30 protein-coding genes are annotated in these 21,090 nt (G+C 64.7%); 12 read left to right on the top strand and 18 right to left on the bottom strand.

The window, feature by feature from the left end; translation table 11 throughout:
• The first annotated feature begins 55 nt into the window (after nucleotides 1-55).
• From G566_RS0111050 to G566_RS14235, 3 genes are read left to right on the top strand one after another with little or no spacing between them, the layout of a single operon-like run.
• Nucleotides 56-979, top strand: coding sequence for an alpha/beta fold hydrolase (locus G566_RS0111050; protein ID WP_022680732.1), 924 nt, complete (start codon nucleotides 56-58; stop codon nucleotides 977-979).
• Nucleotides 976-1,986 carry an NADP-dependent oxidoreductase gene (locus G566_RS0111045; RefSeq protein WP_022680731.1) on the top strand — a complete coding sequence of 337 codons (1,011 nt, stop codon included), beginning with the start codon at nucleotides 976-978 and terminating at the stop codon, nucleotides 1,984-1,986. The genes G566_RS0111050 and G566_RS0111045 overlap by 4 nt, the downstream gene beginning before the upstream one ends.
• Nucleotides 1,983-2,345: a hypothetical protein gene (locus G566_RS14235; RefSeq protein ID WP_022680730.1), complete on the top strand. Its 363-nt coding sequence runs from the start codon at nucleotides 1,983-1,985 to the stop codon at nucleotides 2,343-2,345. Before G566_RS0111045 ends, G566_RS14235 begins: the two co-directional genes overlap by 4 nt.
• 6 nt (nucleotides 2,346-2,351) lie before the next feature.
• On the opposite strand, the gene G566_RS0111035 is transcribed toward G566_RS14235, so the two are convergent.
• A complete protein-coding gene (locus G566_RS0111035; RefSeq protein ID WP_022680729.1) occupies nucleotides 2,352-2,822 on the bottom strand; it encodes a hypothetical protein in 471 nt (156 codons plus the stop codon).
• A 179-nt stretch (nucleotides 2,823-3,001) separates the two neighbouring features.
• Between G566_RS0111035 and dnaK the strand changes: the two genes are divergently transcribed.
• The 5 genes from dnaK (at nucleotide 3,002) to G566_RS0111010 (ending at nucleotide 8,835) form a co-directional block, all read left to right on the top strand.
• The gene (dnaK, locus tag G566_RS0111030; RefSeq protein ID WP_022680728.1) at nucleotides 3,002-4,903 is read left to right on the top strand and encodes a molecular chaperone DnaK; all 1,902 of its coding nucleotides are present in this window, start codon (nucleotides 3,002-3,004) and stop codon (nucleotides 4,901-4,903) included.
• Between the two features lie 68 nt (nucleotides 4,904-4,971).
• Entirely contained in the window at nucleotides 4,972-6,114 is a 1,143-nt protein-coding gene (gene dnaJ / locus G566_RS0111025; protein WP_022680727.1) for a molecular chaperone DnaJ, read from the top strand.
• A 39-nt stretch (nucleotides 6,115-6,153) separates the two neighbouring features.
• Nucleotides 6,154-6,927 carry an SDR family NAD(P)-dependent oxidoreductase gene (locus G566_RS0111020; protein WP_022680726.1) on the top strand — a complete coding sequence of 258 codons (774 nt, stop codon included), beginning with the start codon at nucleotides 6,154-6,156 and terminating at the stop codon, nucleotides 6,925-6,927.
• A gap of 3 nt (nucleotides 6,928-6,930) precedes the next feature.
• On the top strand, nucleotides 6,931-7,632 hold the full coding sequence (pgl, locus tag G566_RS0111015) for a 6-phosphogluconolactonase (RefSeq protein ID WP_022680725.1): 702 nt from the start codon (nucleotides 6,931-6,933) through the stop codon (nucleotides 7,630-7,632).
• A 132-nt stretch (nucleotides 7,633-7,764) separates the two neighbouring features.
• Nucleotides 7,765-8,835: a glycerophosphodiester phosphodiesterase gene (locus G566_RS0111010; protein WP_029131569.1), complete on the top strand. Its 1,071-nt coding sequence runs from the start codon at nucleotides 7,765-7,767 to the stop codon at nucleotides 8,833-8,835.
• Between the two features lie 63 nt (nucleotides 8,836-8,898).
• Here the strand turns inward: G566_RS0111010 and G566_RS0111005 are convergent, their stop codons facing one another.
• From G566_RS0111005 to G566_RS15460, 12 genes are all read right to left on the bottom strand, one after another.
• Nucleotides 8,899-9,336 carry a PaaI family thioesterase gene (locus tag G566_RS0111005; RefSeq protein ID WP_022680723.1) on the bottom strand — a complete coding sequence of 146 codons (438 nt, stop codon included), beginning with the start codon at nucleotides 9,334-9,336 and terminating at the stop codon, nucleotides 8,899-8,901.
• A complete protein-coding gene (locus G566_RS0111000; RefSeq protein WP_022680722.1) occupies nucleotides 9,333-9,785 on the bottom strand; it encodes a PaaI family thioesterase in 453 nt (150 codons plus the stop codon). The genes G566_RS0111005 and G566_RS0111000 overlap by 4 nt, the downstream gene beginning before the upstream one ends.
• Nucleotides 9,782-10,204: a SufE family protein gene (locus G566_RS0110995; protein WP_022680721.1), complete on the bottom strand. Its 423-nt coding sequence runs from the start codon at nucleotides 10,202-10,204 to the stop codon at nucleotides 9,782-9,784. Before G566_RS0110995 ends, G566_RS0111000 begins: the two co-directional genes overlap by 4 nt.
• Nucleotides 10,205-10,244: 40 nt before the next feature.
• Entirely contained in the window at nucleotides 10,245-10,478 is a 234-nt protein-coding gene (locus G566_RS0110990; RefSeq protein WP_022680720.1) for a hypothetical protein, read from the bottom strand.
• A 17-nt stretch (nucleotides 10,479-10,495) separates the two neighbouring features.
• Nucleotides 10,496-10,747 carry a hypothetical protein gene (locus G566_RS0110985; protein WP_022680719.1) on the bottom strand — a complete coding sequence of 84 codons (252 nt, stop codon included), beginning with the start codon at nucleotides 10,745-10,747 and terminating at the stop codon, nucleotides 10,496-10,498.
• 50 nt (nucleotides 10,748-10,797) lie between these two features.
• On the bottom strand, nucleotides 10,798-11,124 hold the full coding sequence (locus G566_RS0110980; RefSeq protein WP_029131567.1) for a hypothetical protein: 327 nt from the start codon (nucleotides 11,122-11,124) through the stop codon (nucleotides 10,798-10,800).
• Between the two features lie 13 nt (nucleotides 11,125-11,137).
• A complete protein-coding gene (locus G566_RS0110975; RefSeq protein ID WP_022680717.1) occupies nucleotides 11,138-11,416 on the bottom strand; it encodes a hypothetical protein in 279 nt (92 codons plus the stop codon).
• 10 nt (nucleotides 11,417-11,426) lie between these two features.
• Nucleotides 11,427-11,807, bottom strand: a complete 381-nt coding sequence (gene pspC, locus G566_RS0110970) for an envelope stress response membrane protein PspC (RefSeq protein ID WP_022680716.1) — start codon at nucleotides 11,805-11,807, stop codon at nucleotides 11,427-11,429.
• Between the two features lie 49 nt (nucleotides 11,808-11,856).
• Nucleotides 11,857-12,045 (bottom strand): PspC domain-containing protein, encoded by a 189-nt coding sequence (locus G566_RS0110965; protein ID WP_022680715.1) that lies wholly within the window; start codon nucleotides 12,043-12,045, stop codon nucleotides 11,857-11,859.
• Nucleotides 12,046-12,091: 46 nt separating this feature from the next.
• On the bottom strand, nucleotides 12,092-12,361 hold the full coding sequence (pspB, locus tag G566_RS0110960) for an envelope stress response membrane protein PspB (protein ID WP_022680714.1): 270 nt from the start codon (nucleotides 12,359-12,361) through the stop codon (nucleotides 12,092-12,094).
• A 4-nt stretch (nucleotides 12,362-12,365) separates the two neighbouring features.
• Nucleotides 12,366-13,043 carry a phage shock protein PspA gene (gene pspA, locus G566_RS0110955; RefSeq protein ID WP_022680713.1) on the bottom strand — a complete coding sequence of 226 codons (678 nt, stop codon included), beginning with the start codon at nucleotides 13,041-13,043 and terminating at the stop codon, nucleotides 12,366-12,368.
• A gap of 125 nt (nucleotides 13,044-13,168) precedes the next feature.
• Complete coding sequence (locus G566_RS15460) at nucleotides 13,169-13,306, bottom strand: hypothetical protein (RefSeq protein WP_022680712.1); 138 nt, start codon at nucleotides 13,304-13,306, stop codon at nucleotides 13,169-13,171.
• A gap of 177 nt (nucleotides 13,307-13,483) precedes the next feature.
• Here G566_RS15460 and pspF point away from each other — a divergent pair, with 177 nt between their 5' ends.
• Nucleotides 13,484-14,530, top strand: a complete 1,047-nt coding sequence (pspF, locus tag G566_RS0110945) for a phage shock protein operon transcriptional activator (protein ID WP_022680711.1) — start codon at nucleotides 13,484-13,486, stop codon at nucleotides 14,528-14,530.
• 3 nt (nucleotides 14,531-14,533) lie between these two features.
• On the opposite strand, the gene G566_RS14230 is transcribed toward pspF, so the two are convergent.
• On the bottom strand, nucleotides 14,534-15,160 hold the full coding sequence (locus G566_RS14230) for an inner membrane-spanning protein YciB (protein ID WP_040605624.1): 627 nt from the start codon (nucleotides 15,158-15,160) through the stop codon (nucleotides 14,534-14,536).
• 80 nt (nucleotides 15,161-15,240) lie between these two features.
• Here G566_RS14230 and ccmA point away from each other — a divergent pair, with 80 nt between their 5' ends.
• The 3 genes from ccmA (at nucleotide 15,241) to G566_RS0110925 (ending at nucleotide 17,044) form a co-directional block, all read left to right on the top strand.
• Nucleotides 15,241-15,813 carry a heme ABC exporter ATP-binding protein CcmA gene (ccmA, locus tag G566_RS0110935; protein ID WP_022680709.1) on the top strand — a complete coding sequence of 191 codons (573 nt, stop codon included), beginning with the start codon at nucleotides 15,241-15,243 and terminating at the stop codon, nucleotides 15,811-15,813.
• Entirely contained in the window at nucleotides 15,813-16,439 is a 627-nt protein-coding gene (gene ccmB, locus G566_RS0110930; RefSeq protein WP_022680708.1) for a heme exporter protein CcmB, read from the top strand. The genes ccmA and ccmB overlap by 1 nt, the downstream gene beginning before the upstream one ends.
• Nucleotides 16,440-16,525: 86 nt before the next feature.
• Nucleotides 16,526-17,044: a c-type cytochrome gene (locus G566_RS0110925; RefSeq protein WP_022680707.1), complete on the top strand. Its 519-nt coding sequence runs from the start codon at nucleotides 16,526-16,528 to the stop codon at nucleotides 17,042-17,044.
• A 36-nt stretch (nucleotides 17,045-17,080) separates the two neighbouring features.
• Here G566_RS0110925 and G566_RS0110920 read toward each other — a convergent pair whose 3' ends face one another.
• The 4 genes from G566_RS0110920 to chlG are packed head-to-tail and all read right to left on the bottom strand — an operon-like array spanning nucleotide 17,081 to nucleotide 21,079.
• Nucleotides 17,081-17,572, bottom strand: a complete 492-nt coding sequence (locus G566_RS0110920; protein ID WP_022680706.1) for a TspO/MBR family protein — start codon at nucleotides 17,570-17,572, stop codon at nucleotides 17,081-17,083.
• Nucleotides 17,573-17,613: 41 nt separating this feature from the next.
• Nucleotides 17,614-18,861 (bottom strand): geranylgeranyl diphosphate reductase, encoded by a 1,248-nt coding sequence (locus G566_RS14225; protein WP_022680705.1) that lies wholly within the window; start codon nucleotides 18,859-18,861, stop codon nucleotides 17,614-17,616.
• Nucleotides 18,858-20,177 carry a BCD family MFS transporter gene (locus tag G566_RS0110910; protein WP_022680704.1) on the bottom strand — a complete coding sequence of 440 codons (1,320 nt, stop codon included), beginning with the start codon at nucleotides 20,175-20,177 and terminating at the stop codon, nucleotides 18,858-18,860. The genes G566_RS14225 and G566_RS0110910 overlap by 4 nt, the downstream gene beginning before the upstream one ends.
• Nucleotides 20,174-21,079, bottom strand: a complete 906-nt coding sequence (gene chlG, locus G566_RS0110905; RefSeq protein WP_022680703.1) for a chlorophyll synthase ChlG — start codon at nucleotides 21,077-21,079, stop codon at nucleotides 20,174-20,176. Before chlG ends, G566_RS0110910 begins: the two co-directional genes overlap by 4 nt.
• Nucleotides 21,080-21,090 lie beyond the last annotated feature (11 nt).

Here is a 21,090-nt window from a genome sequence, read left to right as displayed (position 1 = left end):
CTTACCCCCACGGTAATGGCTTCCTATAACAAGAGAGTTGAGTCAGAGTCAAAATATGGCCGTCGCCCCCCTCTCTGCTCCGGCTTCACGGCCCGAACCGGCGCCCGGCTGGCAGAAAGGCTATGCGTTCACGGGCGATAGCGTGCGGCTGTGCTGGCACGAACATCATGATCCTCGCGTCCCGGTCGATCGCCCGGCGCTGCTGTGCCTGGCCGGCCTCACCCGCAACGGCGCCGATTTTGCCCCGCTCGCCGAATCGCTGGGAGCCGATTGGCGCCTGATCGCGCCCGATCTGCGCGGTCGCGGCGAATCGGGCTGGGCGCGCGATTCGCTCACCTATGTCTCGCTCACCTATCTGCGCGATCTGTCGCTGGTGCTGGATGCGGCCGGGGTGGATCGCTTCGTGGTGATCGGCGCCTCGATGGGCGGGCTGCTTGCCTTGCGGATGACCACCGCACACCGCGCCCGCATGGCCGGCGTGGTGCTGAACGACATCGGCCCCGCGATCGAGCCGGCGGGCCTCAAGCGCTTGCAGGCCAATGTGGGGCGCGGCGGCAACTGGATGACCTGGGTGCATGCCGCCCGCGAACTGGGGGTGCGCAACGCGGCCATCCACCCCGATTGGGGGCTGCATCAGTGGCTGGCCTTTGCCAAGCGCCTGTGCCGGGTGGGGCCGCAGGGCCGTATCATCTTCGATTATGATCCACGCATCGCCGAACCGTTCCGATTGCCGCACGGCGATGCCGGCGCCGATGATTGGGCCGCGTTCGACAGTCTCAAGGGCCTGCCGGTATTGTCCTTGCGCGCCGAATTGTCGGACGTGTTTTCGGCGGCGACACAAGCCCAGATGCAGCGCCGCCTGCCCGGTGCGACGGCGGTGACGGTGCCGGGCGTCGGCCATGCGCCCACGCTGATGGAGTCGGTGGCAGCCGCCGCACTTCGGGATTTTCTGGACGACATCAAACGGGGAGAGGCATGATGATACGCAAGGTATGGAAACTGGCGCGCCGGCCGGTGGGCGATATCGCCGACAGCGATCTGGAACTGGTGAACGAAGCTCTTCCGGAGTTGGCCGATGGCCAGTTCCTCCTTGCCGTCATCTACATGTCGCTCGATCCCACCAACCGCATCTGGATGAGCGATCAGGAACAGTATATGCCGCCTGTGGAACTGGGCGCCCCGATGCGCGCCGGCGTGTGCGGGCGGGTTGTGGCCAGTCGCAAGTCCGGGGTCGAACCGGGCCAGATCATGGCGGGCCTGGGCGAATGGGCCGATCACATCATTTCCGATGGCAGTTTCATGTCGCCGCTTCTGCAATTGCCGGGCGTGCCGCTGGCGGCCAGTTACGGCACGTTGGCGCTGGTTGGCCCCACGGCCTATTTCGGCCTGCTCGATATCGGCCAGCCCAAGCCGGGCGAGACGCTGGTCGTTTCCGCTGCGGCTGGCGGTGTGGGCCAGATCGTCGGCCAGATCGGCAAGATCAAGGGCTGCCGCGTCATCGGCATCGCCGGCGGCAAGGCCAAGTGCGATTATGTCGTGAACGAACTCGGCTTTGATGCCTGCATCGATTACAAGAACGAAGATGTCGGCGCCGCGCTCGATCGGCTGGCACCAGGCGGCATCGACATCAATTTCGAACAGGTCGGCGGGCCGATCATGGTCGAAGTGATGAAGCGCATGAAGCTGTTTGGCCGCATTTCGCTGTGCGGGATGATCTCCAGCTACAACGACGTGACGCCCACCGAACCGCCGGGTTTCTGGACGATGATCCTGATGCGGCGACTGCTGATCCGCGGCTTCATTGTCACCGATTTCGCGCCGCGCTTTGGCGAAAGCGGCATGGCGCTGGCCGGCTGGATGCTGGGCGGCCAGCTAAAAACGCGTCAGGACATTCGCCCTGGCCTCGAAAACGCCGTAAGCGCGGTGAAAGAGCTCTACACTGGCGGCAATTTCGGCAAGCTGCTCATCGAGGTATCGAAGCCATGACGATCAATCGCACCCTGGACGAGGCCGAACTGGCCGTCGCCCGCACCCTGTTGGCCGAATTCAGGGCGCGCATTGACGAAGCGGCGGGAGAGGACGAGCGGCTGCGCTTTGCCCTCAACCGCAAGATCTACAAGGAATTGACCTATGACGAGCGCGGCAAGCCCAACGCCCGCCAGTCGCTGAAGGCACGCACGGCCAAGGCGCAGAACGGCCAATGCGCCATCTGCGCCAAGCCGTTGCCGGAGCATGACACCGTGCTTGACCGTCTGGCCTCCGAGAAGGGCGATGTTGATGGCAATGTGCGGGTGCTGTGCCGGCCGTGCGACCTGACCATCCAGCGCGAGCGCGGCTACGCCTGACGGGCTCTATCCCCAGCCGGGAAAGGGCAGGATCGGCGCGAGCCGCGCCAGCGTTTCGTCGTCGTTCCTGGCCCGCGCCCGGAAGGCATGTTCAACGATGCAGGCCTGTTGTTCGATGCCGTAGCGGTGGAACGGCTTGCCCGGCGTGATGGCATAGCCATAGCGCGCAAAGGGCGGCCGGCGCAGCGCCAGGTGCCCGCCGGTCTGAACCTGCCAGACATGCACCAGTTCGTGGATGAGATGCGCCTGGGCCGAAACCGGCTCGGCTGCATAATCGGCTGCCCAGTTGAAACCATTGGGATGGCACCAGACATGGCCATCGGGCGCCATCGTCACCCACCACGGGTGCAGCGCCCAGAACTTGGCGCGCCGCACAGTGACCGCAGCCACATCCAGCGCCGGCCCGAACACGCTGGCGGCCAGTTCAATCTCGGCGCTGGTCAGCGCGCGGATGGTCGCAGGGTGGGGATTCGACATCACCTGTGCAGTTAATCGCATCGCCGCCGTCTTGCAGCCCCGGAATCGCTTCCTATATCGCCGTTACGACATTCATCGGTCGGGGCACCGGCCAACAGCATCAACCGGGGACGGACCGTGCCGCGCTGCCTTCATGGGGCGCTTGGGGTTCGGGCCCACAGAACAGGAAGTGACAGACCATGGCGAAAGTTATCGGGATCGATTTGGGCACCACCAACAGCTGCGTGGCCGTGATGGAAGGCTCTGCGCCGAAGGTGATCGAAAATGCCGAAGGCGCGCGCACCACGCCGTCGCAGGTCGCGTTCACCAAGGATGGTGAGCGCCTTGTGGGCCAGCCGGCCAAGCGCCAGGCCGTCACCAACCCGTCCAACACCGTCTTTGCCGTGAAGCGTCTGATCGGCCGCCGTTTTGACGATCCGCTGACCACCAAGGATTCTGGCCTGGTGCCCTACACCATCGCGCGCGGCACCAATGGCGATGCCTGGGTGAATGCCGGCGGCCAGGATTATAGCCCGTCGCAGATTTCCGCCTTCATCCTGCAAAAGATGAAGGAAACGGCTGAAGCCTATCTGGGCGAAACCGTGACCCAGGCCGTGATCACCGTGCCGGCCTATTTCAACGACGCCCAACGCCAGGCCACCAAGGACGCCGGCAAGATCGCCGGCCTTGAAGTGCTGCGCATCATCAACGAGCCGACCGCCGCTGCGCTGGCTTATGGCCTCGACAAGAAGAACGACGCCAAGACCATCGCCGTCTATGACCTTGGTGGCGGTACCTTCGATATCTCCATCCTCGAACTGGGCGATGGCGTGTTCGAAGTGAAGTCGACCTCCGGTGACACCTTCCTGGGCGGCGAAGACTTTGACGCCAAGCTGGTGGAATTCCTGTCGGCCGATTTCAAGAAGGCCGAAGGCATCGACCTGACCAAGGACAAGCTGGCTCTGCAGCGCCTGAAGGAAGCCGCGGAAAAGGCCAAGATCGAGCTGTCGTCCTCGGCCGCGACCGAAGTGAACCTGCCCTTCATCACCGCCGATCAGAACGGGCCGAAGCACCTCGTCAAGAACATCACCCGCACCGATCTGGAAAAGCTGGTGCTCGACCTGATCGAGCGCACCCGGAAGCCGTGCCTGGATGCCATCAAGGAAGCCGGCGTGAAGGCCGGTGATCTGGATGAAGTCATCCTGGTGGGCGGCATGACCCGCATGCCGCGCGTGCGCCAGTTCGTGAAGGACTTGTTCGGCAAGGAGCCCAACACCAGCGTCAACCCGGATGAAGTGGTGGCCATGGGCGCCGCCATCCAGGCCGGCGTGCTGCAGGGCGACGTGAAGGATGTGCTGCTGCTCGATGTGACCCCGCTGTCGCTGGGCATCGAAACGCTGGGCGGCGTGTTCACCCGCATGATCGATCGCAACACCACGATCCCGACCAAGAAGAGCCAGGTCTATTCCACCGCCGACGACAATCAGTCGGCCGTGACCATCCGGGTGTTCCAGGGTGAGCGCGAAATGGCGGCGGACAACAAGATCCTTGGCCAGTTCGATCTGGTTGGCATTCCGCCCGCCCCGCGCGGTGTGCCGCAGATCGAAGTGACCTTCGACATCGATGCCAACGGCCTTGTTTCGGTCAACGCCAAGGACAAGGGCACCGGCAAGGAACAGCAGATCCGCATCCAGCCGTCGGGCGGCCTTTCCAAGGACGATATCGACAAGATGGTGCGCGATGCCGAGGCCTTTGCCGAGGAAGACAAGAAGCGCCGCGCCGCCGCCGAAGCCCGCAACCAGGCCGACAGCCTTGTGCACTCGACGGAACGCCAGCTGGTCGAGCACGGCGACAAGGTTGGCCCGGATGTGAAGGCCAGCATCGAAGCCGCCGTCGCTGATGTGAAGGCGGTGCTGGATTCGGGCGATGCCGATGCCATCAACGCCAAGGTGCAGGCGCTGGGCCAGGTCGCCATGAAGCTGGGCGAGGCCGTGTATCAGGCCGAGCAGGCAAATGCCGACCCCGCCGGCAGCGAAGCCAAGCCGTCCAGCGACGACGTGGTGGACGCTGAGTTCACCGACGTGGACGAGAACAAGAAGTAAGTCAGTCGCCGGAGTGCGCCCGCAGCGATGCGGGCGCACTTCTGCGTTTGTTGTGGGGCGACTGAAGCATGGCCACCGAAATCGACTTTTATGAACTCCTGGAGGTGGAACGCGGTGCCGACGAGGCGGTGCTGAAATCCGCCTATCGCCGGCTGGCGATGAAATGGCATCCGGACAAGAACCCCGGCGATGCCACCGCCGAGCAGAAGTTCAAATCGATCAGCGAAGCCTATGACGTGCTGAAGGATCCGCAGAAGCGGGCCGCGTACGATCGCTTTGGCCATGCTGCTTTCCGGCAAGGTGGGGGCGGCGGTGGCGGCGCTCAGGATTTCGGCGGTTTTGCCGATATCTTCGAAAGCGTGTTCGGCGAATTCATGGGCGGCGGCGGTGGCCGTGGCAGGCGTGGTGGGCCGACGCGCGGCAGCGATCTGCGCTACGATCTCGAAATGTCGCTGGAGGAGGCCTATAATGGCCGTCAGGCGACACTGACCATCGATGTCGCTGCAGCCTGCAAGCCCTGCGGCGGCAATGGCGCCAAGCCCGGCACCTCGGCCCGCGCCTGCACCACCTGTGGCGGCAATGGCCGCGTTGGTATGCGCCAGGGCCTGTTCATGGTGGAACGCACCTGCCCAGCCTGCCACGGCCAGGGCCAGGTGATCGCCGATCCGTGCGACAGCTGCGGCGGCGCCGGCCGGGTGGAACAGCAGAAGACCATCAACGTCAACGTGCCAAAGGGCGTGGACGACGGCACCCGCATCCGGGTGGCGGGTGAAGGCGAGGCCGGTACGCGCGGTGGCCCGGCGGGCGATCTCTATATCTTTGTCCACCTGAAATCGCATGACGTGTTCAAGCGCGACGGCACCACGCTTTATGCCATCGCGCCGCTGTCGATTACCCTGGCCGCACTGGGCGGCGAGATTGATGTGCCCAGCCTTGACAAGCAGCAGACGACGATCAAGATCCCCGCCGGTACCCAGACCGCCAAGCAGTTCCGCGTGCGCGGCAAGGGCATGCCCAGTCTGAACGGCGGCGGCGCCGGCGATCTGGTCATCCAGGTCGAAGTGGAAACCCCGGTCAAGCTCACCGCCCGGCAACGCGAACTGCTGGAAGAATTCCGCGCCATCGAAGGCACCGAAGGCGGCCGCAACACGCCGAAGAGTCAGGGCTTCTTCGACAAGCTCAAGGGCGTGTGGAGCGAACTGACCGAATAGGGCTGGCCGTCACGCCGCTGGCTGCGCTAAGCCGCCAGCATGAGCCATCGACTTTCTGACCGCCGCTATCTCATCACCGGGGCCGCCCGCGGCATCGGCCTCGCCATCGCCACGCGGCTGGTCGCCGAAGGCGCGCGGGTGATGCTGGCCGATGTGCTGGCAGAAGGCGGGGAGCGGGCTGCCGAGCTGGGCGAGGCGGCCGCCTTCATCCATTGCGACGTGACCAGCCGCGATCAGATCGAAGCGGCCATCACCGCCACCGTGGAGCGCTGGGGCGGCCTTGATGGCCTGATCAACAATGCCGGCATCGCGGTGAAGGGCGACATCCTCACCGAAACGCCCGAGCAGTTCGACCGCGTCATCGCCACCAATCTCACGGCCGCCTTCCACGCCACGCAACTGGCCGCACCGCACCTGATCGCGGCCGGCGGCGGCGTGGTCGTCAACATGTCCAGTGTGAATGCCGTGCTCACCATCCCGGCGCTGCTGGCCTACAACGTCGCCAAGGGCGGGCTGAACCAGTTGACGAAGAACACCGCCATCGCGCTGGCGCCGCACAATATTCGCGTGGTCGGCATCGGGCCGGGCACCATCCTTACTGATCTCGCCAAACAGGCGGTGATGGCCAGCGAAGAAGCTCGCCGCCAGATCATGTCGCGCACGCCAATGGGCCGCGCCGGTGAGCCGGAAGAAATCGCCGCCATCGCCGCCTTCCTGTTGAGCGACGACGCCAGTTACATTACCGGCGAGACCATCTATGCGGACGGCGGCCGGCTCGGCCTCAACTACACCGTGCCCGTTTCTGGAGAATGATGCGTGATTGATGCCGAATGGTGGGAATATGACGACGCCGACGAGATGGCCGAGGCCGTAGCCGGCGACATCGCCTATATCATCGGCCAGGCGCTGGAAGCCCGAGGCCGGGCGCTGGTCGCGTTTCCCGGTGGTGCCACCCCGCTGCCGGCGCTGAAGCTGCTGGCCGACATGAAGATCGAATGGGCTGATGTGACCATCCTGCCCACCGATGACCGGCTGGTACCGGTGACCGATCCAATGTCCAATGCCGGCGCGCTGGCACGCCTGTTCCTTCCGAAAAAGGCCCGCGTGGTGCCGTTGACGGCTGGCGAGAAGGATCCGGTCGCCGCTGGTCGCGCAGCGGACGAACGCATCGCCGAATTCGATTGGCCGCTCGATGTGGCATGGCTGGGTATGGGTGAAGACGGCCACACCGCCTCCATCTTCCCCGGCCCGGATTTCGATGCCGCCATTGCTGGTCCCAAGGCGCGTCGTGCGCTGGGCGTGCGCCCCGATCCGCTGCCCGCTAACGCCCCGGTGAATCGCGTGACTCTTACGGGCCCCACATTGGTGACGGCCCGCACCGTCACGTTGGTGCTACAGGGCAAGGCCAAGCGCAAGGTCGTGGAACAGGCGCTGAAGCAAGGCGCGAGCAGCACGCTCCCGATCGGCCGCCTGCTGGCCGAGCTGGACATGGACATCGACATCCACTGGTGCCCCTAACGGCGCTCACCGCACCGTCACCCGCACCCGGTCATAGGTTGTCCGCCCGTCGGTCAGACTGATTTCGTGCCGGCCCGGCACCGGTGCCGAGCGCGCCTTTTTCCTGTCACGCTGGCCGGCTAGGGGTTAGGAATGATGCGCATGATCCTTGCTCCGCTAATGGTGTTGCTGATGGCTGCTGCCCCCTTGAAACCCGCGCCCGTTCCGGTTGGGCCGCCAGCCCCGCCGATCATCATCGCGCATCGCGGCGCCAGTGCCGAGCGGCCGGAACACACGCTGGCCGCCTATGAACGCGCCATCGAACAGGGCGCCGATTTCATCGAACCGGACCTTGTGCCGACCAAGGATCATCAGCTGGTGGCCCGGCACGAGAACGAGATCAGTGGCACCACCGATGTGGCCACCCGGGCGGAGTTTGCTGCCCGCAAGGCGACCAAGACCATCGATGGCGAAGCGATGACCGGCTGGTTCACCGAGGATTTCACCTTGGCCGAACTGAAGACGCTGCGGGCGAAAGAACGCCTGCCGCAGTTGCGCCCGGCCAATGCGGCGTTTGATGGCCAGTTCGAAATCCCCACGCTGGCCGAGATCATCGCGCTGGCCAAATCCGCTTCATCTCGCACTGGGCGGACGATCGGCATCTATCCGGAAACCAAGCATCCGACTTATTTCCGCGCTATTGGCCTGCCGCTGGAGCCGGTGCTGCTGCGCGAACTGGCCGCGGCCGGCTGGACCACGCGCGAGGCGCCCGTGTTCATCCAGAGCTTTGAAGTCGACAATCTGAAGGCCCTGAAAGGCCAGACCGGCGTGCGGCTGATCCAGCTGATGGGATCAACCGGCAAATCAGCTGATGGCTATGACTATGCCGCGCTGGCCAGTGCCGAAGGGCTGAAGGCAGTTGCGGCTTATGCCGCTGGCATCGGCCCGGAACGGGTGATGATCATCCCGCGCGGGCCCGACGGCCGGCTGGCCCAGCCCACAAGCCTGGTGCGCGATGCCCATGCGGTGGGGCTGGAAGTGCATCCCTGGACGTTCCGTCCGGAGAATTATTTCCTGCCCGAAGGCCTGAAATCCGGCCCCGATCCGCGCGCAGCGGGCGATGTGGACAGTGAAATCCGCACCTATCTCGCCACCGGTATCGATGGCCTGTTCAGCGATTCAACCGCAGCGGCGGTCAAGGCACTGGCCCAGCCTCAACGCTGACCAAACGAAGGTGGGTGCAGGGGCTCAGCCCCTGCCCGCCGGAGGCCTTCTTCTTCTGATTGGTCAGCGCTCCGGCCAATCCAGCACGAAATTGATGTGCGCCGCCGCGATCGGCTTGTCGCGGCTGCCCTGCCAGGCTTGCGCATGCACATTCACCACGCGGCGGCCCAGCTTGGTGATGCTGGCGGCCGCGCGGGTTTCCACGCAAGCGCCTTCGCGCATGAAATCAACGGTGACGGTGACAGGGCGCACGCGCGGCAGGGCTTCGCCTTCCGGCTGGGCGGCGATCACGGTGAGCAGACCCGCCAGTTCCAGCAGGCCGCCGATGGAGCCGCCGTGCAGGCGGCCGGGTGATCCGATCAGGGTTTCGGCAAAGGGCATCACCAGCTGCAATTCCTCGCCCACCCGTTCGAACGACAGATCGAGCAGGGCGGCATAGGGCAGCAGATCGAGCCGGCCGCTCGGCAGACGGAGCAATGTGGCAAGCGCGGGGCTGGTCATTGCCAGCCTCCGGTCAGTTTCGAGGCGGCAAACATGAAGGTGCCTGTTACGTGCGCGATCGGATCAGCCAGGTCGCCATCATGGGCCAAGCCGCGCACGAAGGCGATCTGGCGGGTCATCCGGTAACATTCGCCGCGCGCCGTCACCGTGGCTTCGGCCTTGGGGCTGCGCACATAATCGGTACGCAGATCGAGCGTGGCGTGCGGTTCAAAGGCGCCGCGGGTGAGCATGGAGGCCATGCCGACGCACGTATCCATCAGCGTGATGATCGGGCCGGATGCCCAGATGCCGTGATCAGGATCGACCAGCAGATGCGGCGCATAGGGCAGTTGCAACTCCACCCAATTGTTGCCGTTGGCCATGAAGCGCAGGCCCAGTTGCTTGTTGTGCGGCACGCGGCCCAGGAACGGCCCCATGAACTGGCTCACCTGATCGGCAAATTCGCTCATGCGGCTTCCCCAAGAGCCTGCTTCGCCAGCGCGTCGATGCGACCGATCATGGAGGCGAGGCCCTGCGTGCGGTTGGAGGAGAGATGCTTCGACAGGCCGAGGCCATCCAGCCGCGCCTTGATTTCGGCGGCATCAATCGCGGCCGGGCGGCGTCCATCGGCCAGCATCAGCACCAGCGCCACAAGACCCTTTACGATTGCGGCATCGCTGTCGGCGGCAAAGCGCAGCAGGTCGCCTTCACGGCTGGGGTGCAGCCACACCTGGCTGGCACAACCGCGCACCTTGTTGGCGTCGGTCTTCAAGGCCGGGTCCATCGCCGGCAGGGCTTGGCCCAGCGCGATGATCAGCCGATAGCGGTCGTCCCAATCGTCGAAGGCTTCGAATTCCGCCTCGACATCATCGAAAGTGGTGATTGCCATGACCGCAGCCCATGAAGGGGCAAATGGGCTGCGGTCAAGGTTACAAATCAACGCCTGCGGCGATGGCTTCCAGCTTGCGGATGCGTTCCTTCAGGTCGGCAAGGTCGATGCGCTGGCCAACGGCGGGCAGTTCGGACTGCTGCGGCCGGGCTTCGATCTCGCGCAGCTTCAGGCGCAGCCAGCCCGACCAGCCCCAGGCGGCAAGGCCACCGATGAGGGCCAGGCCGGTGAGGGCGGCAGTGGACAGGATCAGGAGGGAATCAGCCGGGGGCATGGTGTGTCTCCTCTCGCTCAATCGTTCTTCAGGGATTCGATTTCATCGGAAAGCCGCTTGGCCGGATCGGTGGCCAGGCGCTCCAGCACGCGGATGCGGTCGTTCAGCCGGGCGACTTCGGATTGCAGGCGCATATTCTCACCGCTGTCGGCCGCCGGCAGCTCGCCCTTGGAGGCGCGGCGCTGATCCTTGCCGCCGTAGCGATTGGAAAGAACTCTCCCAATCGTGACGATGGCCACGATCAACACCACCATTTCAAACGGATTCATCTTTGTTTTCCTCCCAAAACCAGCTGGGGGCGTGGCTGGTGTCGTTTAACTCAATTCAATTGCTTGGTTTTCAGGCCGTCGATTTCGGCGGCCAGCATGCTGGGCTTGTCGGTGGCGATGCGTTCCAGCACCGCCATGCGATCCTTCAGGCTGCCCAGTTCGGCGCGCAGCTGGGCGTTTTCCTGGCTGATCAGCCGGATGCGCTCCATCGCTTCGCCGCCGCCGTTGGGATACATCGGCTTGCCCCAGCTGTTTTCCAGCGGATAGCCGTTCTTCACCTTCAACCAGGTAGTGACCACCCATGCGCCCATGCCGGCGAGCACGGCAGCCACGCCCACCGGTGCAATTGCTTCGATAACAGAGGGGTCGAGAGCCATGCTATTCAGCCTTTCAATTCAGCTTCTTGGGTTCATCGCGCAGCGCTTCGATCTGCACGGCGAGGCCCTCGTTACGATCAGTGACGATGCGATTCAGCACCGCCACCCGTTCTTCCAGCACCGCGATCCGCCCTGCATACTGAGCGGCCTGTTCGGCGGTGGCCGAAGCGGTGTTCTGCAGCTGCTTTTCCTTCAGATCGGCCCAACGCCGGAAACCGGTGAGCAGGATGCCGAAGATCGGGATGGAAATGCCCAGGATCGGGATCAGGGCAAAAATGGCGTTTTCGCTCATCGATTGATCCTCAACGCAGCTTTTCGATTTCGTCAGCCAGTTGCCGGCTGTCGCTGGTCAGGTGATATTCCAGATCGCGCAAGCGGCGATCGGCGTCGCGGAACTGGGCGTTCACATCGCGCAGGGTGCGCTTGGGCGCCACCCGCACGTCGCGCCAGAATTCCACGCGTTCCGGGCTTTGATCATACAGCGTGTTCGGCTTGGCATTGGCGATCCAGCCGATGGCCAGATAGGCCAGGATGGTGGAACCGCCGCCCATGATGGCGCCGATGGCAAAGCCGATGCGGACGAGCGTGACATCCCAGCCGAAATAATCGGCGATGCCGGCGCAAACGCCCATGATCTTGCCGTTGCGTTTGTCGAGGTAGAAGCGGGTGCGGCTTTCAGACATTTCGATTTTCCCTGTTGGCCGGCGCTGACGAAGGCGCCGGGGAGGCGGGTCAATAGGTTGACGGCGCGATCAGCGCGATCAGCAGGTACAGGATCACCGGCGAGCCAAAGCCGAACACGGCGGCAGCGACAAAGCCAATGCGAACTATCGTGGCATCCCAGCCGAAATAATTGGCGATGCCGGCGCACACACCGAGGAACTTGCCTTCGGTTTTGTTGACGAGAAACTGGCGGCTCATTTTCTTGGCCCTCCTCAGGGGGAATATTGGGGGTCCGGTTGCTGGTTCAGCGCAGCTGGCGGCGTTGATCGGACATGTCGGTGATCCGGCTGTCCTTCCAATTGGGGTTCTCGGCGGCCATGATGCGTTCGACGGTTTCGATACGCTGGTCGAGCCGGCGGGCGAGATCGTGGAGTTCATCGAGCAGGGCTTCGTCCTGCTGGCTGATGCCGGTCTGGCTCTTCCACTTGGTGACATAGTGCATGATCAGCCAGGGCAGGCCGATGACCGGCAAACCGATGCCGAGGCAGAGGGCAATGACTCCGGTGACATCCATGAGATCAGCCCTCCGTCTTGCCGAGACGCGCCTTCATGGCGGCGATTTCGGCATCCACTTCATCATTGTCCTGCAACGCGGCGAATTCGTCGGCCAGGTTGCGGGTGCCGGTGCCATCGGCCAGGCCCAGCGCGTCGGCGCGGCCTTCGGCCATGTCGGCACGGCGTTCCAGCACTTCGAAACGGCTGAAGGCCTCTTCCACACGCGGCCCGCGGATCATCTCGCGCAGCTTCGAACGCTGGGTGGCGCTCTCGATGCGGTTGATCAGGGCGTTCTGGCGGTTGCGGGCTTCGCGCAGCTTGCTTTCCAGCTTGGCGATGTCCGCTTCGTTCAGGGCGAGCGTTTCGCCCAGCAGATCAATCTCCACCTGGGTGGTGTCGATGAAGCCCTTGGCCTTGTTCTTTTCGACCAGCGCGGCCTTGGCCAGGTCTTCGCGACCCTTGGACAGCGCCAGTTCGGCCTTGTCCTGCCAATCCTGCACGGCCTGGGTGGCCTTGATCATGGCGCGCTTCATTTCCTTCTGATCAGCGATGGTGCGGGCCGCAGACGCGCGCACTTCCACCAGCGTTTCCTCCATCTCCATGATGATCATGCGGATCATCTTGGCCGGGTCTTCAGCCCGGTCGAGCAGGTCGGTCACGTTGGCAGCGATGATGTCGCGGGTGCGGGAAAAAATGCCCATTGGTCTGATCTCCAGAAATTCGAACTTGGTCTTCGTCAGCGTGTGGGCTGATGTTTTGACTGGGGCCGGTTCCACCAAGAGGGGGCGGGCGAGGGGAACCAGGGCCCCAGTCATTATCGCTTTGTTCACGCAATGATATCGTTGTTCACGGCCGGCGTCACCATGGCAGGGCCAGTGGCGGCGGCGACGAAGGTGGTGCCGATCAGCAGGGCGGCCATCAGGGCCATCACGTTGCGACCGAAGCTGTTGTAAAGGGTGCTCATTGTGTTTCTCCTGTTGTGTGGCGGCAGGGGGTGCCGCTCATGCCAGTTGTATTGCATGGGTCGTGCCAAGTGCCGATGTCGCTCCAACATATTGAAATTATTCAATTCCAAGTGGCCGCGCAATTTTTTTGATAGCCAAGAATTGCCAAACATTGGGGAAATGTGCCAACTCATCGCATGGCCGCGCCAGCCCAGATGATCGGCTCTTCGTTGAGCTTCCTCGATGCCGTCGAACGCGCCTCGGCAGCGGCGGCGTTGAACCGCCCGGTGCTGGTGATCGGGGAGCGCGGCACCGGCAAGGAACTGATCGCCGATCGCCTGCACCGCCTGTCTCCGCGCTGGTCGCAAACTCTGGTCAGCCTCAATTGCGCGGCGCTGCCGGAAAATCTGATCGATGCCGAATTGTTCGGTTATGAACCCGGCGCCTTCACCGGTGCGCAGCGGGCGCGGGCTGGCCGATTCGAGGATGCCGATGGCGGCACGCTGTTCCTGGATGAAATCGGCACCCTCTCATCACAGGCACAGGAACGCCTGCTCAGGGTGGTGGAATATGGCGAGCTGACCCGGCTGGGATCGAACAAGCCGATCAGTGTCGATGTGCGGCTGGTTGGCGCCACCAATGAGGATCTGCCCGGTCTGGTGGCGCGCGGGCGTTTCCGCGCCGATCTGCTCGACCGGTTGAGCTTCGAGGTCATTACCCTGCCGCCGCTCAGAGAGCGCGCCGAGGATATCGACATATTGGCACTGCATTTTGCCCGCCGCATGGCTGCCGAACTGGGCTGGCCACGCTTCCCTGGCTTCACGTCGAAGGTGCAGGAACAGCTGGCCACCTGGGCCTGGCCGGGCAATGTGCGCGAGTTGAAGAATGTGGTCGAACGCGCGCTCTATCGCTGGGGCGATGCCGAAACGGCGGTGGGGCAATTGGTGATCGATCCGTTCGAATCGCCGTGGCGGCCAACCTCCAGCCATGTTCTGCCTCACGCGATGCCCGCACCGAGCCCCGCGCCCAGCATCAGCCCCGTGGACACTGCCGCCGCCATGCCGGCACCGCGACTGGAGAGCATCACCGATCTGCGCGGCGCCGTTTCGGCCTATGAAAAGGAAATCTTGGAGTGCGCGCTTGAAAAGCACCGCCATAACCAGCGCCGCACCGCCCCCGCGCTCAACCTCACCTATGACCAGTTGCGCCATGCCCTGAAGCGGCACGGGTTGTTGGGGGAATGACGATCAATCCAGTTTCAGGCCATGTTTGGCCAGCAGTGGCCCCTGGGCGAGGGTGAATACGAAGATCGCCACGGTGACGCCCCACACCTTGAAGCTGAGCCAGTCATCATAGCCGAGCATGCGCCGCGCCGTTTCGTTGGCGATCAGCAGCGCGATGAAGAAGATCGCCCAGTTGCGGGTGAGCAGGCGCCAGCCCGTGTCGGTCAGGCCGGGCAGCGCATCTTCCATCACCAGCTGCAGGGTCGGCCGGCCGCTGGCGAGGCCGCCGAACAGCAGCAGGGCGAACACGCCGTAGATGATGGTGGGCTTCAGCTGGATGAAGGCCTTGTCCTGCAGCCAGATGGTGAGTCCGCCGAACAGCACGACAATCACCGTTGTGAAGATCATCGCGGCCGGCAGATGGCGCGTCTTGCCCCAATGCCACAGCGCCGCGATCAATGTGGCGACCACGAACACCGCCGTGCCAACAACGGCACTGGCCACTTCGGCATCGGCCAGACCGGGCAACTGGCCGCGTTCGTGCAGCGCCTTGCCCAATTTGCTGGCGCCGAAGAACAGCAGCAGGGGCCCAAAATTGATGGCCATGCGGGCGGTGGTTGAAAGTTGCGGGCGGTCGGGGGTGGGGGGCATGGCGGCAGTGATAGCCAAGAACCGGGCATACGTCACCTCTTGGGGGTGACGAAGCCCGACGGAGCCATTAAGCCGGGGCCGTGGTGGATGCGCTCGTGATCGATAATCTGGCCTGCCGGCGCGGCGGGCGGCTGTTGTTCGAGGCTGTCTCGGCGCAGGTGGCGCCGGGCGGCGCGTTGCTGCTGACCGGGCCGAACGGCGCCGGCAAATCATCCTTGCTGCGGCTGCTGGCCGGGTTGCTGCGCGCCGAAGCCGGCAGTGTGAGCGGCGGCGGTCGCCGCGCCTTTGCCGGGCATGACGTGGCGCTGAAACCGCGCCAGAGTCTGGGCGCGGAGCTGGACTATTGGGCGCGGCTGGATGGCGGGCGGGATCGCCTGCAAGGCGCGCTGGCGGCGATGAACCTGGCCGGGCTGGTGGATGTGCCGTGCCGGCATCTTTCATCGGGCCAGAAGCGCCGTGCCGCCATCGCCCGGGTGATTGCTGCAGGCGCGGAATGCTGGTTGCTGGACGAGCCCACCGCCGGGCTCGATGCGGCATCCGCCGGCCTGCTGGCGGCCGCAATGGGCCAGCATCGGGCAGCAGGCGGCCTCATTGTGGCAGCGGTTCACGGCGATATCGGCCTGGCTGATGCGGCGACCTTGCGGCTCGGCTGATGTTCGTCACGCTCCTCCTCCGCGATCTTTCGCTCATCGCCCGCTCCCCAGCACTGTGGCTGCCGGTGATGTTCTTCGTGCTGGCCGCCGCCCTTTTTCCCTTCGCCGTCGGTCCCGATGCCCGCCTGCTGGCCCGCATCGCGCCCGGCATTATCTGGGTTTCCGCCTTGTTGGCCAGCCTGTTGCCGGTGGAAACCCTGCTGGCCCCCGACGTGGAGGATGGCAGCATCGATCAGTTGATCGCGCGCGGCATCGCGCTGGAACTCGTGTGTGCAGCGCGCATCATGGCCCACTGGGTGGGCTTTGCGGTGCCGTTGCTGGCAGCGCTGCCAGCGGCGGGCGTGTTGCTTGGCCTTTCAGCGGACGATGGCACCCGCATCGCCATCGCCTTGGCGCTCGGCACCCCGGCGCTGGCCAGCCTCGCCGTGGTGGCCGCTGCGCTCACGGCGGGCCTGAAGGGCGGGGGCGCGTTGGCCGGGCTGATCGTCCTGCCGCTAGCGCTGCCGGTGCTGATATTTGGCGTGGGCAGCGATGTGGCGGGTGCGTTCCGGCTGCTGGCAGCGGCCAGCCTCGTGGCGCTGGCAGTGTCGCCATTCGCGGCGGCGGCGGCGCTCCGTCCCGAATAGGCGGCTGCTGGTCGCCATTCATTAGCTAGAAACATGACGTTGTGGTAATCTACTGCTCCCTGCATTTTGCAAAGGAGCATTGCCCCATGCGCGTCTTCACCCTGTCCGGTTTCACTCTGGTGGCCCTGCTCACGACGGCCTGCGGCGGCGCTGACAAGCCCGCTGAAACGCCGGCCGCCGAGACGCCGGTGGTGGCAGCACCGGTTGCACCGGCAGCAGAAGCCCCGGCGCCGGCAGCAGAGCCTGCCACTGTTGCTGCAGCCGCTCCTGCTCCGGCGGCCGTTACCTACGCCTCGCTCACCGGCGATGCCGCCAAGGGTGAAAAGCTCTTTGCCCAGTGCAAGGCCTGCCATGTCGCCGAGGCTGGCAAGAACCGTGTCGGCCCGTCGCTGTGGGCCGTGGTCGGTCGCACTGCCGGCAGTATCGCCGGTTTCAATTACAGCAAGGCCAACAAGGAAAGCGGCGTGACCTGGAGCGAGGACGTGTTGTTCACCTATCTCGAAGCCCCGGCCAAGTTCATGCCCGGCACCCGCATGGCGTTCGGCGGCCTGAAGAACCCGCAAGACCGCGCAGATGTGATTGCCTATCTGAAGACAAAGGCCTGAGCCTTCTGGCGGCGGTCCCGCGCTGGGGCCGCCGTCTCAGAACGGCCCGTTCAGTTCCACGATCGCCCGGTTCAGCATTGCAGCAAAACTCACCCACGCCAGATAGGGCAGCAGCAGCGCCGCCGCAGGGCGGGAGATGCGCCACAGCACCACGATCAGCGCGGCGATGCTGCTCCACAAGATGCCGACTTCCAGCGCCGCATAATCAGGGCGGTGCAGACGGAAAAACAGGAAGCTCCACAACAGGTTGAGGAAGCCGTTGAGGGCAAACAAGCCAATGATGGCTTCGAACGCACCGGTGCTGCGTGCCGCCAGCCAGGCTGTGGTGCCGGAAAACGTGCACAGCATGAAAATGATTGTCCACGCCGGACCAAACAACCAGATGGGCGGCGCCCACTCGGGCTGCTTCAACGCCAGATACCACGGGCCGATATCGGTGATGGTGGCCCCCACGGCCGCCGTGAAGGTCGCGGCCACCGCAGCGATGGCGGCGGGCAGTACCCAAGGGGACTCGGCAAATCGCGACATCGCTCTCGTTCTTCCTGGGCCGCCCTTGGCGTTGCGGCCGGTCAGACCTGCGCCCGCTTGCCGGCGCTGTCACCTTCACGCACACCGCCGCCCGACAGGATGCCGGTGATCAGCTGCACGCTGTCCTTCAGGAAGATCTTCACATGGGCCAGCGGCTTCTTGCGCGCCAGTTCCTTGTTCATATAGGCTTCCCAGGTCAGCTGCTGGATGTCCTTGTCCATGCACAGCTTCACGAACTTTTCGCGCATCGTGTCGCTGCGGTACCACCACCATTGCATGATGCCGAGCACGCGGAAAACGGTGCCGTGCGCCTTCAGGAAACGCTTGCGGGCCAGGCCCAGCTTGGCCGGATTACCGCTGGCCAGCGCTTCGGCGGCGGCCTTGGCAGCTTCGCGGCCGGCGGTCATCGCATAGAAAATGCCTTCACCGCTGGCCGGGGCGACGCAACCGGCGGCGTCACCCGCCACCACGACATCCTTGCCATTGTCCCACTTCTTGCGCGGGCGCAGCGGGATGGGGGCGCCTTCCACCCGCACCGTCTTGCAGGTGTCCTCGGTCATGCCCAGTTCTTCGCGCAACTTGCCGACGGCCTTGCGCAATTCAAAGCCCTGCACGGCGCTGCCGGTGCCGATGCTGGTTTTGGATCCATGCGGGAACACCCAGGCATAGAAATCCGGGCTGTGCTTGCCTTGGTAGAACACGTCGCAGCGATCACCGGCAAAGCCCTTGAAGCCTTCGGGTGGACTGTCCACCACTTCGTGATAAGCGGCAACGAAGGGCAGTTTCTCGTCGGGCAGGGCCGCGCGGGCCACGGCCGAATTGCAGCCATCGCAGCCGATCAGCATCTTCGTCATCACCCGCACCGGCTCGGAACCACGTGAAGCGCCCTTGGGGCGATACGTCACGACGGCGGTGCCATCGGGTTCACGCTCCAGCGCTTCGAAGGTGCCGTCGCGGCGATCGGCGCCGTTCTTGGCGGCGCGGGCGCGCAGCCATTCATCGAACATGTCGCGATCGACCATGCCGACCCAGCCGCCTTCGCCTACCGGCATGTCCACTTCCCGGCCAGCCGGGCTGATCATGCGCGCGCTGTTCGCGGTGGTGCACAGCTGTTCGATCGGCACGTCAAAGTCTTTCAGCAACCGCGGCGGCACGGCACCGCCGCATGGCTTGATGCGGCCCATGCGATCCAACAACATCACCTTGTGCCCGGCCAGCGCCAGATCATTGGCGGCCGTCGCTCCCGACGGGCCGCCACCCACCACCACAAAGTCGAACATCTCGGTCATGCGACTGCCTCTTCCAAATTCCGCCTGCCCGCCGGGTTGCTTTCCATCCGGTCATTCAACCGGAAAGCGATGATCGCCGCCAGCAAAAACAGCACAGCTTCCGCAGCAAACACCAATTCAAAGGCCGGCGCATCGGCGCGCAGGGTGGCGCGCAGCCGATCCACGGCAAAAGCGCCAGCAAATCCACCAATGCCAAAGGCAGCGGCTTGGCTCGCGCCCCACAGGCCCATGCGGATGCCTTCATGCCCCGGCCCGCCGCGGCCGGCCAGTTCCAGCATCGATCCGATGGCGGCCACGGCAAACATGCCATTGGCAAACCCCAACAGGGCAACATTGATGGCCAGCGGCCAACCCGGCCCGGCCCGCGCTGCCAGCGCCAGACTGGCCAGCGCCACGGCCGAAGCCAAGCAGCCGGCAACGATCCAGCGCTTCAATTTCATGCCCGCGCGCCCGCCAAAGGCATGGCCGCCCACGCCCACCAGGATCATGCCGGCCAGCACGCCCTGGTGCTGCACGCCGGACAGGCTGGTGGATTGGCCCGGCGTCATGCCGAACACAAGGCCGGCGAACGGCTCAAGGATGAGATCCTGCATGGAATAGGCCAGCATCGAGAAGAACACGAAGATGCTGAACAGGCGGGTGAGCGGATCGCCCCAGATGCCTTTCAAAGCTTCGCCAAATGGAGCCGCTTCGCGCTTGGCTTCGGACTGTGGCCCGCCTTCAATGCCCCACACAGCGAGGCAGGTGACACAGAAGGCCACCGCCACCACGCCGGCCGCCACCGCGATCAGTCGTTGCGGTGAGAAGGGATCGAGCAGCGCGCCGGCTGTGCCCGCCGAAATGACGATGCCAACGATCATCATGATCCACGTCAGGCTGGCCGCTGCCGGACGCCGCGCCTCAGCCGTTCGGGTGGCAAGCAAGGCCAGCAGCGAAGTGCCGGCTGCGCCAACACCAATGCCGATCATCGCATAGGCCAGCACCAGGGCCGCAAACACCGGCCAGAACGGCCCGGCCAACAATGTGGTGGCAAAGGTTGCGAGGATACCGCCGCCGCCCAGGACGGCCATGCCGCCGATGATCCACGGCGTGCGGCGCCAGCCTTCGTCACTGCCATGGCCCCATTTCGGGCGGGAAAGCTGCACGCCATAATGGAAGGCGACCAGCCCGGCCGGCAGCGCGGCGGCCATGGCGTATTCCACGACCATGATGCGGTTGAGCAGCGAGGAGGCCAGCATGACAATAGCGCCCAGTGCGCTCTGCACCAGGCCCAGCCGCGCGATGCCGGGCCAGCTGAGTGGGGCCTGCGTGGTCACAAAATCACCGACAGACCGAAGGCGCTGGTGAGCATGCCCAGCACATAAAGTGTGGTGCCGGTCGCGTTGTAGAAGGGCGCATTGGCTGCGGGCGCGGCCAGCACGCGCTGCATCAGCACCACCTGCATGGCGAGCGAAAACGCCACCATCGCCGACGGCCAGTGCAGGCCCCAGCGCGCCAGCAGGATGATCACCACCACTTGCGGCAGCGCCATCGTCCAGCAGGCGATTTCGGCGGCATTGCGCTCGCCCAGCTGCACCGGCAGCGAATTGACGCCGGACTGGGCATCACCCTTCACCGCCTTGAAATCATTGAGCACCATGATGCCGTGCGCGCCCAGCGCGTACATGCACAGTACCCAGATGATGCGGCTGTCGGGCACGCCGCCGGCCATCACCGCGGCACCGGTGAACCAGCTCACCCCTTCATAGGCAGCAGCGCAGACAAGCGGCCCGAGCCAGCCATCAGCCTTGAAGCGCAGCGGGGGCGCCGAATAGGCCCACGCCATGGCGACGCCAACGATGGTGGCAACGCCCACCACCGGGCCAATGAGAAAACCGACTGCGAGGCTGATAATGGTGCCGATGCAGGCGATGTAGAGCCCCCAGCGGCCGGGAATGCGGCCCGACGGGATCGGGCGCTGCGGCTCATTGATGGCATCCACATGGCGATCAAACCAGTCGTTGATGGCCTGACTGTTGCCGCACACCAGTGGCCCGGCAAGTATCATGCCGGCGATCAGCAACCCCCAGCGGTCACTGAGCGGCACGCCCGACGAAACCACCCCGCACATGAACGCCCACATCGGCGGGAACCAGGTGACGGGCTTCAGTAATTCCAGCACGTCACGCGGGCGCAACACGGCGCGCGCCGGCACGGCGGGTGGGAGGACATGTTCCATTGTTCCAACCT

Source organism: Sandarakinorhabdus limnophila DSM 17366 (assembly GCF_000420765.1).
GTDB classification, from domain to species: domain Bacteria; phylum Pseudomonadota; class Alphaproteobacteria; order Sphingomonadales; family Sphingomonadaceae; genus Sandarakinorhabdus; species Sandarakinorhabdus limnophila.
The sequence above is the reverse complement of the archived record's forward strand: the minus strand, read 5'-3'. Positions and strand labels throughout refer to the sequence as shown.

Coding starts and splice junctions, on each gene's coding strand:
- G566_RS0111045 (WP_022680731.1), top strand. CDS start 976: ATGATGATACGCAAGGTATGGAAACTGGCGCGCCGGCCGGTGGGCGAT.
- G566_RS14230 (WP_040605624.1), bottom strand. CDS start 15,160: ATGCCCCCCACCCCCGACCGCCCGCAACTTTCAACCACCGCCCGCATG.
- dnaK (WP_022680728.1), top strand. CDS start 3,002: ATGGCGAAAGTTATCGGGATCGATTTGGGCACCACCAACAGCTGCGTG.
- G566_RS0110980 (WP_029131567.1), bottom strand. CDS start 11,124: ATGGCTCTCGACCCCTCTGTTATCGAAGCAATTGCACCGGTGGGCGTG.
- dnaJ (WP_022680727.1), top strand. CDS start 4,972: ATGGCCACCGAAATCGACTTTTATGAACTCCTGGAGGTGGAACGCGGT.
- G566_RS14225 (WP_022680705.1), bottom strand. CDS start 18,861: ATGACCGAGATGTTCGACTTTGTGGTGGTGGGTGGCGGCCCGTCGGGA.
- G566_RS0111010 (WP_029131569.1), top strand. CDS start 7,765: ATGATGCGCATGATCCTTGCTCCGCTAATGGTGTTGCTGATGGCTGCT.
- G566_RS0111005 (WP_022680723.1), bottom strand. CDS start 9,336: ATGACCAGCCCCGCGCTTGCCACATTGCTCCGTCTGCCGAGCGGCCGG.
- pspA (WP_022680713.1), bottom strand. CDS start 13,043: ATGGGCATTTTTTCCCGCACCCGCGACATCATCGCTGCCAACGTGACC.
- G566_RS0110985 (WP_022680719.1), bottom strand. CDS start 10,747: ATGAATCCGTTTGAAATGGTGGTGTTGATCGTGGCCATCGTCACGATT.
- G566_RS0111020 (WP_022680726.1), top strand. CDS start 6,154: ATGAGCCATCGACTTTCTGACCGCCGCTATCTCATCACCGGGGCCGCC.
- G566_RS0110975 (WP_022680717.1), bottom strand. CDS start 11,416: ATGAGCGAAAACGCCATTTTTGCCCTGATCCCGATCCTGGGCATTTCC.
- pspC (WP_022680716.1), bottom strand. CDS start 11,807: ATGTCTGAAAGCCGCACCCGCTTCTACCTCGACAAACGCAACGGCAAG.
- G566_RS0110965 (WP_022680715.1), bottom strand. CDS start 12,045: ATGAGCCGCCAGTTTCTCGTCAACAAAACCGAAGGCAAGTTCCTCGGT.
- G566_RS14235 (WP_022680730.1), top strand. CDS start 1,983: ATGACGATCAATCGCACCCTGGACGAGGCCGAACTGGCCGTCGCCCGC.
- G566_RS0110925 (WP_022680707.1), top strand. CDS start 16,526: ATGCGCGTCTTCACCCTGTCCGGTTTCACTCTGGTGGCCCTGCTCACG.
- G566_RS0111000 (WP_022680722.1), bottom strand. CDS start 9,785: ATGAGCGAATTTGCCGATCAGGTGAGCCAGTTCATGGGGCCGTTCCTG.
- pspB (WP_022680714.1), bottom strand. CDS start 12,361: ATGGATGTCACCGGAGTCATTGCCCTCTGCCTCGGCATCGGTTTGCCG.
- G566_RS15460 (WP_022680712.1), bottom strand. CDS start 13,306: ATGAGCACCCTTTACAACAGCTTCGGTCGCAACGTGATGGCCCTGATG.
- G566_RS0111050 (WP_022680732.1), top strand. CDS start 56: ATGGCCGTCGCCCCCCTCTCTGCTCCGGCTTCACGGCCCGAACCGGCG.
- chlG (WP_022680703.1), bottom strand. CDS start 21,079: ATGGAACATGTCCTCCCACCCGCCGTGCCGGCGCGCGCCGTGTTGCGC.
- G566_RS0110995 (WP_022680721.1), bottom strand. CDS start 10,204: ATGGCAATCACCACTTTCGATGATGTCGAGGCGGAATTCGAAGCCTTC.
- pspF (WP_022680711.1), top strand. CDS start 13,484: ATGGCCGCGCCAGCCCAGATGATCGGCTCTTCGTTGAGCTTCCTCGAT.
- G566_RS0110990 (WP_022680720.1), bottom strand. CDS start 10,478: ATGCCCCCGGCTGATTCCCTCCTGATCCTGTCCACTGCCGCCCTCACC.
- ccmB (WP_022680708.1), top strand. CDS start 15,813: ATGTTCGTCACGCTCCTCCTCCGCGATCTTTCGCTCATCGCCCGCTCC.
- G566_RS0110920 (WP_022680706.1), bottom strand. CDS start 17,572: ATGTCGCGATTTGCCGAGTCCCCTTGGGTACTGCCCGCCGCCATCGCT.
- G566_RS0111035 (WP_022680729.1), bottom strand. CDS start 2,822: ATGTCGAATCCCCACCCTGCGACCATCCGCGCGCTGACCAGCGCCGAG.